The following is a 15,846-nucleotide window of genomic DNA, read 5'->3' on the forward strand; positions in this document are numbered from 1 at the left end:
TGCTCCATAAGGAACAGGCAGGAGAGGGGCTTGGTTAGAAGAGGGAAGCCAGCTTGTCCCAGAGGTAAAAACGGACTTCCACTTTTGGCTGTACAGGGGCAGTCTCCTCGCTTTGGCCTGCGTCTTCCCGAGACTGCTCTTGTACAGAGACACTTCCTGAAAAGGCTTGTACAGATATGTCACCAGCATCCTGATGATCGTTGGTTTCGGCTGTGGCTCCCATCCAGCTTTCTTCCATGCGAGACAGGCGCCACTGCTGATGGGACGCGCGCTCTTCTTCCAGATCGTTCAGAGGAGCGTTTTCCCCGGTATTTTTCGATATAGGTTCCAAGTCGGCAGTCGGTGCTTTGGCATCGGCTGCTGTTTTCGTTGGGAGTGATTCACTTTCATTTTCAACTTGAGCGGACGCGATCGCGTCGCCGTTGGACATGTCGATAAAGCAGAGCGGCGGAAACAGTACGCACCACCAATTTTGTCCCTGTGCGTCGCCGATGCGGACGCGGAGCGCTTCGTAATCACCTGCGGGATAGACGTAGGAGCCGTACAGCTTCGTTGGAAACGGCACCCGTCCAAAATCAACTTCTGCTTTATACGAGAAGCCCCGTTCGCGCATGGTCTTATCGACAAGTGCCTGCAGCTCCGGCAATTTGCTGGCGACGACCGCCTTCGCTTCATCGTAGGAACGGATGTCTTTTACCCAGACGTTCATTTGATCGACAATGGCATCGCGGACTTCCCGCTTCAGCCACTGGTCTTGTATGGAATCGCTGTTGGCGATAATTCGCAGTCGGATAGACTCCTGAGGGATCGGTCCATTGTCGAGCACGTTGGCGGATGTAAGCTGTCCCTCCCAGCTCATCATCAGTGTCACAAAGCTAAACGCTACGAAAAAGAACCGTTTCATAGATACCCTTCTCCCTCTCATAACTGATTTCTCTTCTGTCTCTCTTTAGAAATCAGTATGGACAGGGAGGCTTGGGAATATACCTATCGATTTGAAAGATTCAGACGAAGATCTGCAGCTGCCTATTTTTGCATAGTTGTTCACGCCATCAACCAACCATATAATACCATATTTTGCAATTATAACAAAACAAAAAAACGGCTGCTTGAGCCGCTTTCTTTGATTTATCTTCGATTTCTTCTACCCCTCTGTTTCCTCTCTATTCCTTCCGACCCGTTCTGATCCCGATTACGACGCGGTCGATTCCAGCCAAATCAGCGACGATCTCTACCTGGTCAATCACCCCTGAAGCCTTCATCAGACTGGCGACATCACGGGCTTGATGTATTCCAACCTCAAACCCGACCAGAGCTGTCTGCTTCAAAAGGCTTGGCAGGGCATCGCAGAGACGGCGATAACAGTCCAGACCGTCGTCTCCCCCGTCAAGCGCGAGCCGAGGCTCATATGCCTTTACTTCATCATCCAGCTCATCTACATCGCGGCTTGGTATATAAGGCGGATTGGACACGAGAATGTCTACGCGCTCATGGGCCTCCAAAAGCGGCTGTACCAGGTCCCCTTGCAAAAAGCGGACCCTGGCTCCGAGCTGCTCTGCATTTTCACGGGCAATGGCCGTAGCATCGGGAGAAAGATCCACTGTGCTGACCTGCCAGTGAGGCCGTTCACAAGCAATGGTGACACAGATGGCTCCGCTGCCTGTGCCGATATCGACGACCTGCAGCGATTGATCGGCCGGCCATAGCTTCTCCGCCCGGCAAAGCAGCTGCTCCACGAGTATTTCCGTCTCGGGACGCGGAATCAAAACACCGGGACGGACGTGAAAGGGACGTCCGTAAAACTCCTGGGTTCCAAACATGTACTGAAGCGGCTCGCGGCGGCTCCGCCGTTCGCACAGGGCCGCAAGCTGGTCGCGCGCTGCCACCGGAATCGGTTCGCCCATCGAAATCAAAAATCTCGTCCGGTCCCAGCCCAGACAGTGCCGTACCAGCAGTTCCGCTTCAAACATAGGATCGGCTACTCCCTGTTTGCGCAAAAAGGAAGAAGCCCGCGAAAGGGCTTCTCGTATCGTCACGACATCGGACCAATCAAGCTGTGTGTGCATGGCTTTTCAACTGCTCCGTCTGTTCGTGCAGCATCAGGTTTTCAATCACTTCGTCGATCTCGCCCTCCAGGATCGCCTCGAGACGATGCAGAGTAAGGCCGATTCGGTGATCAGTCACGCGGCTTTGCGGAAAGTTGTACGTGCGAATCCGCTCACTCCGGTCACCCGTTCCCACAAGGCTTTTGCGTGTAGCATCCTGCTCCGCCATCTGCTGCTGCATGTGGTAATCGTACAGGCGGGCGCGCAGTACGCGCAGGGCTTTATCCTTGTTGGAATGCTGCGATTTTTCGTCCTGACAGGACACCACGATGCCTGTCGGGATATGCGTAACACGAACAGCGGACTTGGTCGTATTGACGCTCTGTCCACCCGCACCGCTGGAACAGAAAGTATCGATGCGTATATCTTTTTCGTTGATTTCCACTTCGACGTCTTCGGCTTCCGGCAGTACCAGCACCGTAGACGTAGACGTGTGAATCCGGCCGCCCGACTCGGTTGCCGGAATACGCTGCACGCGATGTGCACCGCTTTCAAATTTCAGCTTGCTATAGGCCCCACGGCCGCTGACAGAAAAGACAATTTCCTTGTAACCGCCGATGTCAGTCGGATTGGCTTCCAGAACTTCCACCTTGAAACCGTGCCGCTCTGCATAACGCGTGTACATGCGGAACAGATCGGACGCGAACAGCGCCGCTTCATCACCACCGGCAGCTCCGCGAATCTCCACGATAACGTTTTTATCGTCATTCGGATCTTTTGGCAGCAGCAGGATTTTCAACCGATCTTCCAGTTGTTCCTTGCGTTTGGCGAGTTCCGCGATTTCCATTTTCACCATTTCGCGCATCTCGTCATCCAGCTTTTCTTCCTGCATCGCCTTTGCGTCCTCATACTGAGATACTACCGATTTGTATTCACGATAAACGGTCACAGTCTCCTCCAGAGAAGACTGCTCCTTGGACAGTTCCCGCAGCCGTTTGGTGTCACTGATGACATCGGGGTCGCATAGTAGATTGGTTACCTCTTCATAACGCTCTTCAACCGCAGACAAGCGCTCGAACACTGTCATTCACCCCATTACGAAAAATTAAGTACTTGCTTTCACTAAAAATCCTATGAAGAAAGCTTCCTGTTTTGCACTGCAGTGCCATCGCCAGGAAGCGAAGCCTGCCAGTAAAAAAATATTGAAAGTAACAGAATAATTATAGGGGGAAACCCCGAAAAAGTCAAAGAAATACATGATCTGGCGGTGTTTTCCTGCTCATGAAAAACAGCCCGGACAAGCCGAGCCGTCAGATGGTTATCGGTGATACGCGTCGTTTGACGTGACGTGGAAATCATAGCGGGGTATTTTTTGCCGCAAGGCCGCGATGACTTCTTGTTCGATGGTGCGAGCCTGATTGGCCGTTACATTCGGGATCAAGTCCAACGTAACGTATGCGTTCCCGCCCACAAGGGTAACCCTTGCATCCTCCACACCGGATACCGATCTAGCCATCCTCTCCATGTTGTCCATGTCAACCTGGGTATTGCGAACGTTGGCGTGGCCGATGATCAGATTCGGGTTCTGGTTTCGTCCCATCAAGGGATCGCGATCCTCCATCGGCGGAGCCCCTCTGTCGATGATATCTCCGCTTCGGTCACTCTTGATCGTAGCGTGCTGTTGCGGGTCGTAGCTGTTGGCGCCATAGCTTTTTTCCTGCGGCATCGTCCGGCCGCAGCCGACCGCAGCCACAAGCAACAAAGCTGCAGCACCGAATGCAGCTGCCGCGCTTTTTCCATAGGGCAGGCGTCGCATAAAAAAGCCACCTCCTGTTTGTCATAGTGTGCGCAGCAGATGAAATCTCCATGCACAGACAACAGGAAAGCGGCCATACGCCAGCCTATTCCACCGGCGGGTGGTAGTAATGGCGACGGCAGACGCTGCTGTAGGTGTCGTTTCCGCCGATCTCGATCGTTTCGCCGGTATATACCGGTTTGCCGTTTTTGTATTTCAGAATGTGCGTCGCTTTTTTATTGCAGTAGACACAAACCGTTTTGATTTCCTCGATCTTGTCCGCTTCGCTCAATAATCCGGCGCTGCCTGGGAATAATTCGTTTTTAAAGTTCTTCAATAAGCCGTACACGATCACCGGTATATCCAGCTCATCGACGATCCGTACCAGCTGTTGAACGTGTTCCGCATGCAAGAACTGTCCTTCGTCCACAAGAACGCAATCAGGATAAGGCTCCTCGGCAGACACAACCGCATATATATCGGTGTCATCCCCGATCGAAATGGCTTCGCGGCTAATCCCCACCCGGGAGGCTACCTTCCCGACGCCGTAGCGGTCATCGATGGCGGGTGTGAAAACCAGAACTTTTTTTCCTGACTGTTCGTAATTATGGGCCACGGTCAATAACTGAATGGATTTGGAAGCGTTCATTGCTCCATAGCGAAAATATAGTTGCGCCACGTCTATTGTCTCCCTTTGCTTTTGTTAAACGTATTTATCTCGGGCACGGTCTGGGTCTCCCACAGCCTATACATCTATTGTATGGGTTCATTCCGGCAGACGGGAAGAGCATTTTTGGTGATCGGGGTAAAAAAACAAAACCAGGCAGATTGCTCTACCTGGTCGCTCCAATCTCCGATTAGGAAAGATTGTATTTGCGTTTGAAACGGTCCACACGGCCGCCAGCATCGACGAATTTTTGTTTACCAGTGAAGAACGGGTGGCAGTTGGAGCAGATCTCCACGCGCAGCGCTTGCTTCACGGAACCGGATTCGAATTCGTTACCGCATGCACATGTTACTTTCACTACATTGTAGTTAGGATGAATTCCTGGTTTCATCTCACATACACCTCTTTTCCGCCCTGAATCGTTTGCCGAAACAGAGTTATATAGAAAATACACATAGAAAATAGTAGCATGGCCAGCATCGAAAAGCAACTGAATTTACTTCTTATCCAGCCTTTTCCTCCGCTGCAAATCCTCCGGCGGAACATGTGTAAATGAACCGATGACGACGTCAGGCAATTCCTCCTGGTAAATTTCGATTGCCTGCTTCATGCCGAACACCTCTCCCTTGGCTGGCGGGATCATTGCCAGATAGCTCTCGGGATCGATATTCAGGTTGCGAAGCTGGATCAGCTTGATGCCTGTCCGGCGGATAAACTCGATCATCGCTTCCATTTCCTCTTCGCGGTCGAACACGCCTGGGAAGCACAAGTAGTTGATGGACGTGTACACACCTTTGGAAGCGGCGTACTCCGCCGAGCGGGCCACATTTTCCAGCGTGTAGTTGCGCGGACGATAATACGCGTTGTAATGCTCGTCAATCGCGCTGATGATGCTCACCCGCATCAGGTCAAGACCGGCATCGACGATCCCCTTGATGTGATCGGTCAGGCCCGCATTCGTGTTGATGTTGATAAAGCCCACATCTGTCTGTTCCCGCACCCGGCGCATCGCCGGAACGATGATGGACGCCATCGTGGAAGGCTCCCCTTCACAGCCTTGTCCAAAGCTGATAATGCTCTCCGGTGTCTGCAAATGATGCAGCATCACCTCGACCAGCTCGTCCTCTGTCGGCTTGAAGTTCATCCGCGTCTGCGGAGACGGAAAACCGCTGTCCTCAGGCTGCTCGGAGATACAGCCATAGCAGCCGGCATTGCACGTATACGAGACAGGCAGGCTTCCTTCCCAACGATGGAAGAAGTTGTTGGAAGCTGTCAGGCATTCGTATTCCAATGCACAGTGTGACAGGTGGTGGAGAATCCGGTTTTGCGGGAACATCTCCAACGTCTTCTCTACGCGCTGACGAAGCTCGTCCATCGGGAAATGCAGCGGGTTCCACTGGTGCGGATCATCGCTCTGACGGCCTGCTACCCAGAAACGATCGTCTTTCCATACAACTGCTGTATATCCAAACAGCGGAAACTTGCTATTTTTGTCGGTCTTCACGTAACCAGGCAGCAGCAGCCGTGTAAAGCCTTGAGGGATCAAGGCTCCTACCGACGTATAGCCGTCGAGCTTTACCATCTCGCCTGTGTCCGGGTCCATCCCGACCGGAACGGTATCGGGCAGGCTGACGAGTGTAGCTCCCTCTGGCAGCGGAATCAATTCTTCTTCCAATACTTCCGTCAATATATCTCCATTGCGAGCCACCGCGAGCAGCTCGGGGTGGTCGTATACATTGCCTTTTTCATCTGCGTACACTAAAAACATGGTACAATCGCCTCGCTTTTTTCGCTCAGCCCATTGTAACGCAACGATCAGACAATGTAAATGTGAACGGTTACCTGCTGAGGTAACGAAGCGGATTCATGGGGACGTTATCCTCTCTGACCTCAAAATGGAGATGGTAACCCGTCGAATCGCCGGTACGTCCCATGTAGCCGAGCATTTCTCCCCGCTCCACGTGCTGTCCCGGCTGCACGATGATTTTGCGCATATGGGCATAATACGTCTGCAAGCCTTCCCCGTGATCCAGAATGACGATGAAGCCGTAACCGCCCCGATTTCCACCCGCTTCCACCACAACGCCTTCTTTCGCAGCGTAGATCGGGGTCTGCCCTTCGCTCTGGTTCCACATGTCCAATCCTTTGTGCATCCTTCCCCACCGCGTACCAAAGCCGCTTGTCACAGTCGCTTCCTTCACCGGCCAATCCATAGCCCGCGAACGGTTGGCTTGGCGGCTGGCCGTCGTAACCGCATTACGCTTTCGCTGCCACTCTTTGGCAGTCAGCGAATTCATGTCAGAGATGGGGATATGAATGGTTTGACCTATGTAGAGGTTGTCCTCCATCAGCCGGAGCAGCGGGTTTCGCTCCAGCAGCATTTCTTTGCTTACACTGTAGCGTCTGGCGATGCTGTCCACCGTTTCCCCTCTCCTGACGGAGTGGGTAATCTCTTCTTTATTCAAAACCAGCTTCATGCCGATTCCCATCAGATTCGGCTTTACCATCCTGTTTAACTCCAACAGTTGTTTTAACGTCAATCCGTAGCGTTCGGCTATTTCCGACATCGTGTCCCCGTATTTTACGGTGTAGGTCATCACTTCACTTCTATTCGTCGAAGTCGGTTTGTCCAGGGAAGCAAAAGGGTTAAATGCTTCAAACAGGACCTGTTCGACTACGGCCTGTTTCACTTCGTCGCGACTCCCCCACCCTGCCGGCAGCTGCTCGTAATCCACTGACATTCCTCCTTCACGCCTGCGTTTCTGGCAGATTTGCCCTCAGTATCTGCACGAGCACTCTTTTATACGATATGCCTCGTCCGCATAAAAAATGACGGCGAGTCTAAGAACCCGCCGTCACTGTGCTTTGTTTTCCACGTGTCTGTTTCGTTTCGATGCTTTGCAAAAATTCTTCGTTTGTTTTGGAGTCTGCCAGTTTCCTCAAAAAGGACTCTACGTATTCCGAGGTTTCGTTCATGCTTTTGCGAATCGCCCACAGCTTTTCCAATTCTTCCTTGGAAAGGAGCAGCTCTTCGCGCCGGGTACCGGAGCGGCGAATATCGATCGCCGGGAAAATGCGGCGTTCGGACAGCTTTCGGTCCAGATGCAATTCCATATTGCCGGTTCCTTTGAATTCCTCGTAAATGACATCGTCCATGCGCGAACCCGTCTCTACCAGTGCAGTCGCCAAAATCGTCAGGCTGCCGCCTTCCTCGATGTTGCGGGCCGAGCCGAAGAACCGCTTCGGACGGTGGAACGCGGCGGGATCAATACCTCCCGAAAGCGTACGTCCGCTGGGCGGGATAACCAGGTTGTAGGCCCGTGCCAGACGGGTAATCGAATCGAGCAGGATGACGACATCTTTCTTATGCTCGACCAGCCGCTTGGCTCTTTCCAGCACGAGCTCCGCTACCTTGATATGGTTTTCGGGAACTTCGTCAAATGTGGAAGCGATTACTTCTCCCTGTACAGAACGCTGCATGTCGGTTACTTCCTCCGGGCGTTCATCGATCAAGAGAACAAACAGGTGGATGTCCGGCCGATTAGCAGTGATGCTGTTCGCGATTTCCTTGAGAAGTATGGTTTTGCCGGCCTTGGGGGGCGCTACAATCAAACCGCGCTGGCCGAGACCAACAGGGGCGATGAGATCCATCAGGCGGGCGGAAACGCGTTCTGGCGACGTTTCCAATACGAGTTTGTTTTGAGGATATAACGGTGTCAAGGCGGGGAAATGAAGTCGTTCGGCTGCCAATTCGGGGTCTTCTCCGTTTACAGCCTCTACTTGCAATAATCCGAAATAACGTTCATTTTCCTTGGGAGGTCGCACCTTACCAGATACCAAGTCTCCCATCCTCAGATCAAATCGGCGAATCTGCGACTGGGAGATGTAAATGTCCTCCGAGCTCGGGAGGTAGTTGATAGGGCGCAGGAATCCGTAGCCTTCCGGCAGGATTTCCAGCACCCCTTCCATAAACATCAGACCGTCTCTTTCGGCTCTGGCTCGAAGGATGGCGAAGATCAGCTCCTTCTTCTTCAGCTGGGAGTAATAAGGGATTTGATACTCCTTCGCGAGCTTGTAGAGATCGGTCAACTTCTTTTCTTCTAGTTCTGAAAGTAACATAATTCCACCACTCTTTATTTACTCTTCATCTATCTTCGTCTATTTGCTGCATTACAATACCAGACGAGGCTTGCGTTCCAAGCGGTGGGTTCCTTCGATGAAACGGATTGTTCCTGTCTTGGCTCGCATCACGACGGAATGAGTCGTAGCGCGCGTGCCCTGAATCCGAACGCCTTGCAGCAATTCACCGTCGGTAACGCCTGTGGCGGCAAAGATAGCATCGTCTCCTTTGACCAGATCATCCATGTGCAGCACTTGATAAGGATTGACCAATCCCATGCGTTTGCAGCGTTCCACTTCCTCTGCATTTTGCGGCAGCAGCTTGCCCTGGATCTCACCGCCCATACACTTGAGCGCTACAGCAGCCAGAACACCCTCAGGAGCTCCTCCAGAACCGAACAGGATGTCTACACCCGTATCCTCAAAAGCCGTGTTGATCGCTGCGGCTACGTCTCCGTCGGAAATCAGCCGGATGCGAGCACCTGCTTCGCGGATTTCATGAATAATCTTCTGGTGACGGTCCCGATCCAGCACGATCGCGACCAGGTCGCTGATGTCTTTGCCTTGCGCCTGGGCTACCGCCTTCAGGTTATCCTTGATGGGCGCGTTGATGTCGATCTTGCCCACCGCTTTCGGGCCAACGGCGATTTTCTCCATGTACATGTCAGGGGCGTGCAGCAGGTTGCCTTTGTCTGCAACGGCGATAACCGAGATAGCGCCCCACGTTCCCTTGGCAACGATATTGGTGCCCTCAAGCGGGTCTACGGCTACATCGACTGCCGGGGCGACTCCCTGGCCCAGCTTTTCACCGATATACAGCATCGGGGCTTCATCCATTTCGCCCTCGCCGATGACGACTGTCCCATCCATCGGTACGTTTTCAAATTCTTTGCGCATTGCGGTCGTGGCCGCATCGTCAGCCTCATCCTTTTTGCCGAGACCCATCCAACGCGCAGAGGCAAGTGCGGCTGCCTCCGTAACACGTACCAGTTCAAGCGTTAAACTACGTTCCATTCTGGAAGACTCCTCTCCTGGCAATGAGTTACTGCTGTTGACGTTCCTTTTCTCCCAAGCTAACCCGCCGAACATTCGCTCCCAGGCTTTGCAGCTTGCTGACAAGGTTTTCATACCCGCGGTCGATATGCTCTAAACCTTCCACCTCTGTCACGCCGTTCGTAGCCAAACCGGCGATGACTAAAGCCGCGCCTGCCCGCAGGTCGGAAGCAACTACCTTGGCGCCGTTCAATTGGCTGCCTCCCTCGATAATTGCCGAACGGCCCTCGATCTTCAGGTTGGCACCCATACGGCGCAGCTCGTCTACATGGCGGAAACGGGCGCTGTAAATGTTGTCGGTCACAATGCTGGACCCCGAAGCCAGAGTGAGCAGCGTCGTGATCGGCTGCTGCAAGTCCGTCGGAAAGCCTGGGTACGGACTCGTCTTTACATCAATGGATCGGTACTGCCCATTGCCGTTCACCTGAATACAGTCGTCCATTTCCAGCACGTCCACGCCGATCTCCCGCAGTTTGGCTGTGACAGACTCGAGATGCTTGGGAATCACATTTTCAAGCGTGACGCTGCCATTGGTCGCTGCTGCCGCTATCATATACGTTCCGGCTTCGATCCGGTCGGGAATGATCGTGTGGCGACAGCCGCGCAGGCGGTCTACCCCTTGGATCCGGATGAGATCGGTCCCGGCTCCCTTGATGTTGGCCCCCATATTGTTGAGCAGGGTAGCTACATCGACGATTTCCGGCTCGCGAGCCGCATTTTCGATAATCGTGACACCCTCTGCCTTGGAGGCTGCCAACATAATGTTGATAGTCGCCCCCACACTGACCAGGTCGAGGTAAATACGGGCGCCCTTCAATCTGCCATTCGGGGCTTGAATCGTCATTACACCATTTTTGTTCGTCACTTTGGCGCCGAGTGCTTCAAACCCTTTAATGTGCAGGTCGACTGGACGCGGCCCCAAGTCGCACCCTCCCGGCAAGCCGACGCGCGCTTCCCCGAACTTGGCCAGAAGCGCCCCCCACAAATAATAAGAAGCGCGCAATTTTTTTACGCGTCCATTGGGCATCAGCATCGACTTCATCGGGCGGCCGTCCACTTCCATCCAATCATCTTCGAACAACACATCGGCTCCCATTTCTCGCAGGAGTTCGTGATAGATTTCCACATCTTGAATATGCGGCAAATTCTCAATCACAACCGGCCCGTCTGCCAGCAGCGCAGCAGGAACCAGGGCAACGGCACTGTTTTTTGCCCCGCTGATGGTAACCGAGCCCTGAAGCGGGGTTCCCCCGTTGATGATCAGCTTTTCCATGTTTTGCTCTCCTCAGGCTTAATCGGGAAATGAGCACCTTCCCCAGCGGAAAAGGTGCTCTTATATTTATACGTACAATACGATCAGTTGGGACTTACTTTTGCATTTTTGCCCAGTCGGACAAGAACTTCTCCAAACCGCTGTCAGTCAACGGATGCGCAATCAACTGATGAAAGACCTTGTGGGGAATCGTCGCAAAATGGGCTCCGCGACGAGCGGCTTCCGTCACATGGACTGGATGGCGTACCGAAGCGGCGATAATTTCTGTCTCGATACCGTGAACAGAGAAAATTTCCGCAATATCTTCGATCAACTGCATGCCGTCATGGCCGATGTCATCCAGACGTCCCAGGAACGGAGATACATACGTCGCTCCGGCACGTGCTGCGAGCAGCGCTTGATTGGCCGAAAAGACCAATGTCACATTGGTGCGAATCTTCCGCTTGGCAAAATACTTGACTGCTTTCAGGCCTTCTGCCGTCATCGGAACCTTGACGACAATGTTTTTGGACAAAGAAGCAAGCTTTTCGCCTTCTTCGATCATGCCCTTGGCATCAGTGCTGATGACCTCTGCACTGATCGGACCGTCTACGATGTCGATAATCTCTTTTAAGGTCTCGATAAAATCGCGGCCTTCCTTGGCTACCAGAGAAGGGTTGGTCGTGACCCCCGCCACTACGCCCCACTCGTGAATCTCGCGGATTTCATCGACGTTTGCCGTATCAATCAAAAAGCGCATGATGGACCTCCTTGGTTACGCACGATTGCTGCTGCCGAACAGGCGCATTTTGCCTTTGACAACTTCCTTGATCGCCTCGCGAGCCGGACCGAGATATTTGCGCGGGTCGATCTCGTTCGGCTTGGCTGCCAGCACCTTGCGTACTGTTTCCGTGCATGCGACTTGACTTTCTGTATTTACGTTGATTTTTCCGACACCGAGAGAAATCGACTTGACGATCGCTTCGTCCGGAACACCGGAACCGCCGTGAAGAACGATCGGGGAACCGATGCTGTTTGCAACCTTCTCGATAATGTCGAAACGGATTTTCGGCTCGCCTTTGTACATGCCATGCGCTGTACCGACAGCAATAGCCAGGTAGTCTACTTTGGTTTCTTCCCAGAAACGGATCGCTTCTTCAGGATTTGCAAGAGTAGCGTCTTCTTCGTCAACAGACAGATCATCTTCTACTCCGCCAATGGTACCGAGCTCGCCTTCAACAGAGACGCCAACTGCGTGGGCAGCCTCCACAACCTGTTTCGTCAGGCGAATGTTGTCCTCGAACGAATGGTGAGATCCGTCGAACATCACGGAAGAAAAGCCGGCACGGATACATTTCATGACGATGTCAAAGTTGCTGCCGTGATCGAGGTGCAGCGCAACAGGAACGCCGGAGCGCTCTGCCGCTACCTTGGCAATCGCGACCGTGTAATCCAGGCCCATGTACTTGAGTGCGCCTTCAGACACGCCGAAAATGACCGGGGATTTCTCTTCCATAGCAGCTTCCGTAATCGCTTGCGTAAACTCCAGGTTATTGAGGTTGAACTGTCCGACAGCATATTTATGCTTCTTGACGTCTTCGGTAAAAGCGGTCATAGGTACTAGTGGCATATGATAATCCTCCTTAGCAGACTCTGTAACGTGGCTTATTATACCACAGACATCTGCTTGTTAACAGGTACGCTTGTCTTGATAGATATATCCAGGATTGCTCAACAGGCCAACTGCTGATGAACAGCGAGGCGAAGCTCGTCAATATCAAACGGCTTGGTGAAGTGTGTCAACGCCCCCAGCTGTGTCGCTTCTTTAATCATGTCCAGTTCGCCGTAGGCCGTCATCATGATAACCTTGATATCCTGATTGATTTTTTTGATGTGCTTCAAAATCTCGATGCCATCCATCCCGGGGATTTTCATATCCAGAATGACCAGATCCGGAGACTCTTTTTCGACGATTTCCAGAGCCATCTTCCCATTCGCAGCCTGGAATGTTTTATAGCCTTCCTTGCCAAGAACCTCGTACAGCAGGATTCGTATGCCGTACTGATCATCGACAACCAACACTTTTTTATCCCGTTTATCCTGCATGTTTCGTCCATCCCCCTGCTTATAAGGCCGTAAACTTTATAACCTTGATTCGCCTAAATTCAGGAAAATCCTGCTCCTGTCCTTGAAATTTTCCCGCATCCCCGTCTTCGAGTATAATAATTGGCAACCATTCGTATATGTGAGGAGACCCCACTGCCATGAACATGGTTTGGATTATTTGCCTGTTTACCTTCGTTATCCATACATCGGAGACGCTCTCCTACGCGCTGCGGTACGCTGGCATACAGACCGGGAGGCTCGCCGTAGCGCTCTCCCTGACCGGAATTATCGTCCTCGTCTCCCGCACCTCCAACATGATACAGGCTCCGTTCACCGGGGGACTGATCGACCATGCGTCTGCTGAAAATACGGATGTCCTTCCCTTTCTGCACATGATCATCGGTATGGCGTCACTGGGGACATTGGCGGCTATTCTGCTGTTTCCGACACTCGTGCAGCTCTCAAAACGGCTGATTGCCCACCTGGAGCTGACAGGCTCGCTTCCCCAGATGCTAAAGACGACTGTTTCCATCCATAGTATCCGTCAGGTCAAGCATCACATCCGCTTGCCGCGCCTGCCTGACCTCGCCCGCTTTCGGATCAAGGGCATCCCGTACAGGCTGCTGCTTTTAAATTGTATGGTTACCGGAATCTACACGACCGGCGTGCTAGCCACCCTTTACGCTTCGCTGCTTGTGCCCGAGTTCAAGGCGACAGTCTTGTCGGCATCCGGGACCATCAACGGCATCGCCACGATCATCCTGACCATTTTCATCGATCCGCAAGTGGGACTCTTGACAGACAAGGCGATGCAAGGGCAGAGCGAGATGACACATATCCGCGACATCTATTTGGGACTGATGATCTCGCGCTTTTTCGGCACGTTGCTGGCACAGCTTTTGCTCGTGCCCGCCGCATACTGGGTCGCCTGGATCGCTCCTCTGTTTCAGACGTAGAGGGAGGGCGAAAAGGTTCCACGCGCACTGTTTTTTGGAAAATTAATCCAGCTCCTGCACCTATCCGGGCAGACTGGTTTGGAGCATGCAAAAACGCACCAGCGGAGGCTAAATCCGCTCGTGCGTTTTTCTTTGGCTTACTATCGTTTATTGGTCAGAGATGCGTGTACAAAATCGCGGAACAACGGCTGTGGACGGTTCGGACGGGACGTGAACTCCGGATGGAATTGGGTCGCCAGGAACCATGGGTGGTCTTCCACTTCCACGATTTCTACCAGACGTCCGTCTGGAGTCGTACCGGAGAAGCGCATGCCCAGCTTAGCGAGCTGCTCGCGGTAGTCGTTGTTTACTTCATAGCGGTGGCGATGGCGCTCGTACACCATGGTGCTGTTGTAAGCACGCTCTGCCAGGCTTCCTTCGAGAACTTTTGTCGGTCCGCGGCCCAGACGCATGGTACCGCCTTTGTCCTCGATATTCTTTTGCTCAGGCAGCAGGTCGATGACGGGGTATTTCGTATCGGGGTTGATCTCGGAGCTGTTGGCTCCGTCCATGCCAGCTACATGGCGGGCAAATTCGATCACCGAGATTTGCATCCCCAGACAGATTCCCAGGAATGGGACCTTGTTCTCACGAGCGTAACGGGTAGCTGTAATTTTGCCTTCGATACCGCGATCCCCGAAACCGCCCGGTACGAGAATGCCGTCTACATCGCCCAGCAATTCGTGCACGTTTTCCGGAGTAACTTCTTCTGCGCTTACCCACTTGATCTTGATCGCCGAGTCATTGGCAAAACCGGCATGATGCAGAGCCTCGGCTACAGACAGGTAAGCATCCGGCAATTCGACGTATTTGCCGACAATGGCAATACGGGTTGTCTTGGACAGGTTTTTGATCTTGGCCACGAGTGCTTTCCACTCTGTCATGTCCGCTTCCTGGCAGGTGAGTCCGAGATGACGGCAGACATAGTCGTCAAGTCCCTGCGCTTGCAGCTGGAGCGGCACGTCATACAACGTTTCCGCATCTACGCACTCGATCACAGCGTTTTTGTCGATGTCGCAGAACAGTGCCAGCTTGTCCTTCATGTCCTGGGACAGAGGCTGTTCTGTACGGGTCACGATGACGTTTGGCTGAATGCCCAGGCTGCGCAGCTCTTTCACGCTGTGCTGGGTCGGTTTTGTTTTCATTTCGCCAGCGGCTTTGATATACGGGACCAGTGTCACGTGAATGTACATCACGTTTTCGCGTCCAATATCGCTCTTGATCTGGCGGATCGCTTCAAGGAACGGGAGACTCTCGATATCGCCGACGGTTCCGCCGATTTCGGTAATCACGACGTCAGCTCCGGTCTCTTGTCCCGAACGGAAAATGCGGTCCTTGATTTCGTTGGTAATGTGCGGAATAACCTGCACGGTTCCGCCCAAATAATCGCCCCGGCGCTCCTTCGCGATTACGGTCGAGTAAATTTTTCCGGTCGTTACGTTGGAGTTGGCGCTCAGGTTGATGTCGATAAAGCGCTCGTAGTGGCCCAAGTCCAGGTCCGTCTCTGCCCCGTCATCGGTCACAAATACCTCGCCGTGCTGATACGGGCTCATCGTACCCGGATCGACGTTGATGTATGGGTCACATTTTTGAATCGAAACCTTTAACCCTCTGTTTTTCAGGAGTCTGCCCAGAGAAGCCGCAGTAATCCCTTTTCCTAACGAGGATACGACCCCGCCTGTCACAAAAATGTACTTCGTCATCGTTTTACGTCCCCTCTTTCCCCTGTTTCCTGGATCAGTTGATATTGATGAATGCACGAATGAAGACGGCTCCCAAAAAAGAAAAAACAAAAGCGAGTCCTATCCCGAACG

At 52.9% G+C, this 15,846-nt stretch carries 16 protein-coding genes; 1 reads left to right on the forward strand and 15 read right to left on the reverse strand.

Annotated elements, in window-relative coordinates:
* Nucleotides 1-34: 34 nt before the first annotated feature.
* From spoIIR to NST96_RS25580, 14 genes are all read right to left on the reverse strand, one after another.
* Nucleotides 35-904: a stage II sporulation protein R gene (spoIIR, locus tag NST96_RS25515; RefSeq protein ID WP_340701046.1), complete on the reverse strand. Its 870-nt coding sequence runs from the start codon at nt 902-904 to the stop codon at nt 35-37.
* 259 nt (nt 905-1,163) lie between these two features.
* Nucleotides 1,164-2,066 carry a peptide chain release factor N(5)-glutamine methyltransferase gene (gene prmC / locus NST96_RS25520; RefSeq protein ID WP_031932680.1) on the reverse strand — a complete coding sequence of 301 codons (903 nt, stop codon included), beginning with the start codon at nt 2,064-2,066 and terminating at the stop codon, nt 1,164-1,166.
* On the reverse strand, nt 2,050-3,126 hold the full coding sequence (gene prfA, locus NST96_RS25525; RefSeq protein WP_003388441.1) for a peptide chain release factor 1: 1,077 nt from the start codon (nt 3,124-3,126) through the stop codon (nt 2,050-2,052). The genes prmC and prfA overlap by 17 nt, the downstream gene beginning before the upstream one ends.
* A gap of 237 nt (nt 3,127-3,363) precedes the next feature.
* On the reverse strand, nt 3,364-3,861 hold the full coding sequence (locus NST96_RS25530) for a YhcN/YlaJ family sporulation lipoprotein (protein WP_003388443.1): 498 nt from the start codon (nt 3,859-3,861) through the stop codon (nt 3,364-3,366).
* Nucleotides 3,862-3,946: 85 nt separating this feature from the next.
* Complete coding sequence (locus tag NST96_RS25535) at nt 3,947-4,519, reverse strand: thymidine kinase (RefSeq protein WP_024983749.1); 573 nt, start codon at nt 4,517-4,519, stop codon at nt 3,947-3,949.
* A gap of 178 nt (nt 4,520-4,697) precedes the next feature.
* Entirely contained in the window at nt 4,698-4,898 is a 201-nt protein-coding gene (rpmE, locus tag NST96_RS25540; RefSeq protein WP_003388445.1) for a 50S ribosomal protein L31, read from the reverse strand.
* 105 nt (nt 4,899-5,003) lie between these two features.
* Nucleotides 5,004-6,275 carry a radical SAM protein gene (locus NST96_RS25545; RefSeq protein ID WP_172920729.1) on the reverse strand — a complete coding sequence of 424 codons (1,272 nt, stop codon included), beginning with the start codon at nt 6,273-6,275 and terminating at the stop codon, nt 5,004-5,006.
* Between the two features lie 70 nt (nt 6,276-6,345).
* Nucleotides 6,346-7,242: a M23 family metallopeptidase gene (locus NST96_RS25550; protein ID WP_003388447.1), complete on the reverse strand. Its 897-nt coding sequence runs from the start codon at nt 7,240-7,242 to the stop codon at nt 6,346-6,348.
* A gap of 106 nt (nt 7,243-7,348) precedes the next feature.
* Nucleotides 7,349-8,626, reverse strand: coding sequence for a transcription termination factor Rho (gene rho / locus NST96_RS25555; RefSeq protein ID WP_024983748.1), 1,278 nt, complete (start codon nt 8,624-8,626; stop codon nt 7,349-7,351).
* A 51-nt stretch (nt 8,627-8,677) separates the two neighbouring features.
* Nucleotides 8,678-9,640 carry a class II fructose-bisphosphatase gene (gene glpX / locus NST96_RS25560; protein WP_003388449.1) on the reverse strand — a complete coding sequence of 321 codons (963 nt, stop codon included), beginning with the start codon at nt 9,638-9,640 and terminating at the stop codon, nt 8,678-8,680.
* Nucleotides 9,641-9,668: 28 nt separating this feature from the next.
* Nucleotides 9,669-10,952 (reverse strand): UDP-N-acetylglucosamine 1-carboxyvinyltransferase, encoded by a 1,284-nt coding sequence (locus tag NST96_RS25565; RefSeq protein ID WP_003388450.1) that lies wholly within the window; start codon nt 10,950-10,952, stop codon nt 9,669-9,671.
* A gap of 94 nt (nt 10,953-11,046) precedes the next feature.
* Nucleotides 11,047-11,691 (reverse strand): fructose-6-phosphate aldolase, encoded by a 645-nt coding sequence (gene fsa, locus NST96_RS25570; protein ID WP_003388452.1) that lies wholly within the window; start codon nt 11,689-11,691, stop codon nt 11,047-11,049.
* A gap of 15 nt (nt 11,692-11,706) precedes the next feature.
* Nucleotides 11,707-12,561 (reverse strand): class II fructose-1,6-bisphosphate aldolase, encoded by an 855-nt coding sequence (gene fba / locus NST96_RS25575; RefSeq protein ID WP_003388453.1) that lies wholly within the window; start codon nt 12,559-12,561, stop codon nt 11,707-11,709.
* Between the two features lie 101 nt (nt 12,562-12,662).
* Nucleotides 12,663-13,037 (reverse strand): response regulator, encoded by a 375-nt coding sequence (locus NST96_RS25580; RefSeq protein WP_003388454.1) that lies wholly within the window; start codon nt 13,035-13,037, stop codon nt 12,663-12,665.
* A 158-nt stretch (nt 13,038-13,195) separates the two neighbouring features.
* Between NST96_RS25580 and NST96_RS25585 the strand changes: the two genes are divergently transcribed.
* Nucleotides 13,196-13,993 carry a lipid II flippase Amj family protein gene (locus NST96_RS25585; protein WP_031932681.1) on the forward strand — a complete coding sequence of 266 codons (798 nt, stop codon included), beginning with the start codon at nt 13,196-13,198 and terminating at the stop codon, nt 13,991-13,993.
* 140 nt (nt 13,994-14,133) lie between these two features.
* Here the strand turns inward: NST96_RS25585 and NST96_RS25590 are convergent, their stop codons facing one another.
* Complete coding sequence (locus NST96_RS25590) at nt 14,134-15,735, reverse strand: CTP synthase (protein ID WP_031932682.1); 1,602 nt, start codon at nt 15,733-15,735, stop codon at nt 14,134-14,136.
* Nucleotides 15,736-15,846 lie beyond the last annotated feature (111 nt).

This window comes from Brevibacillus sp. FSL K6-2834 (assembly GCF_038592925.1).
Taxonomy (GTDB): domain Bacteria; phylum Bacillota; class Bacilli; order Brevibacillales; family Brevibacillaceae; genus Brevibacillus; species Brevibacillus borstelensis.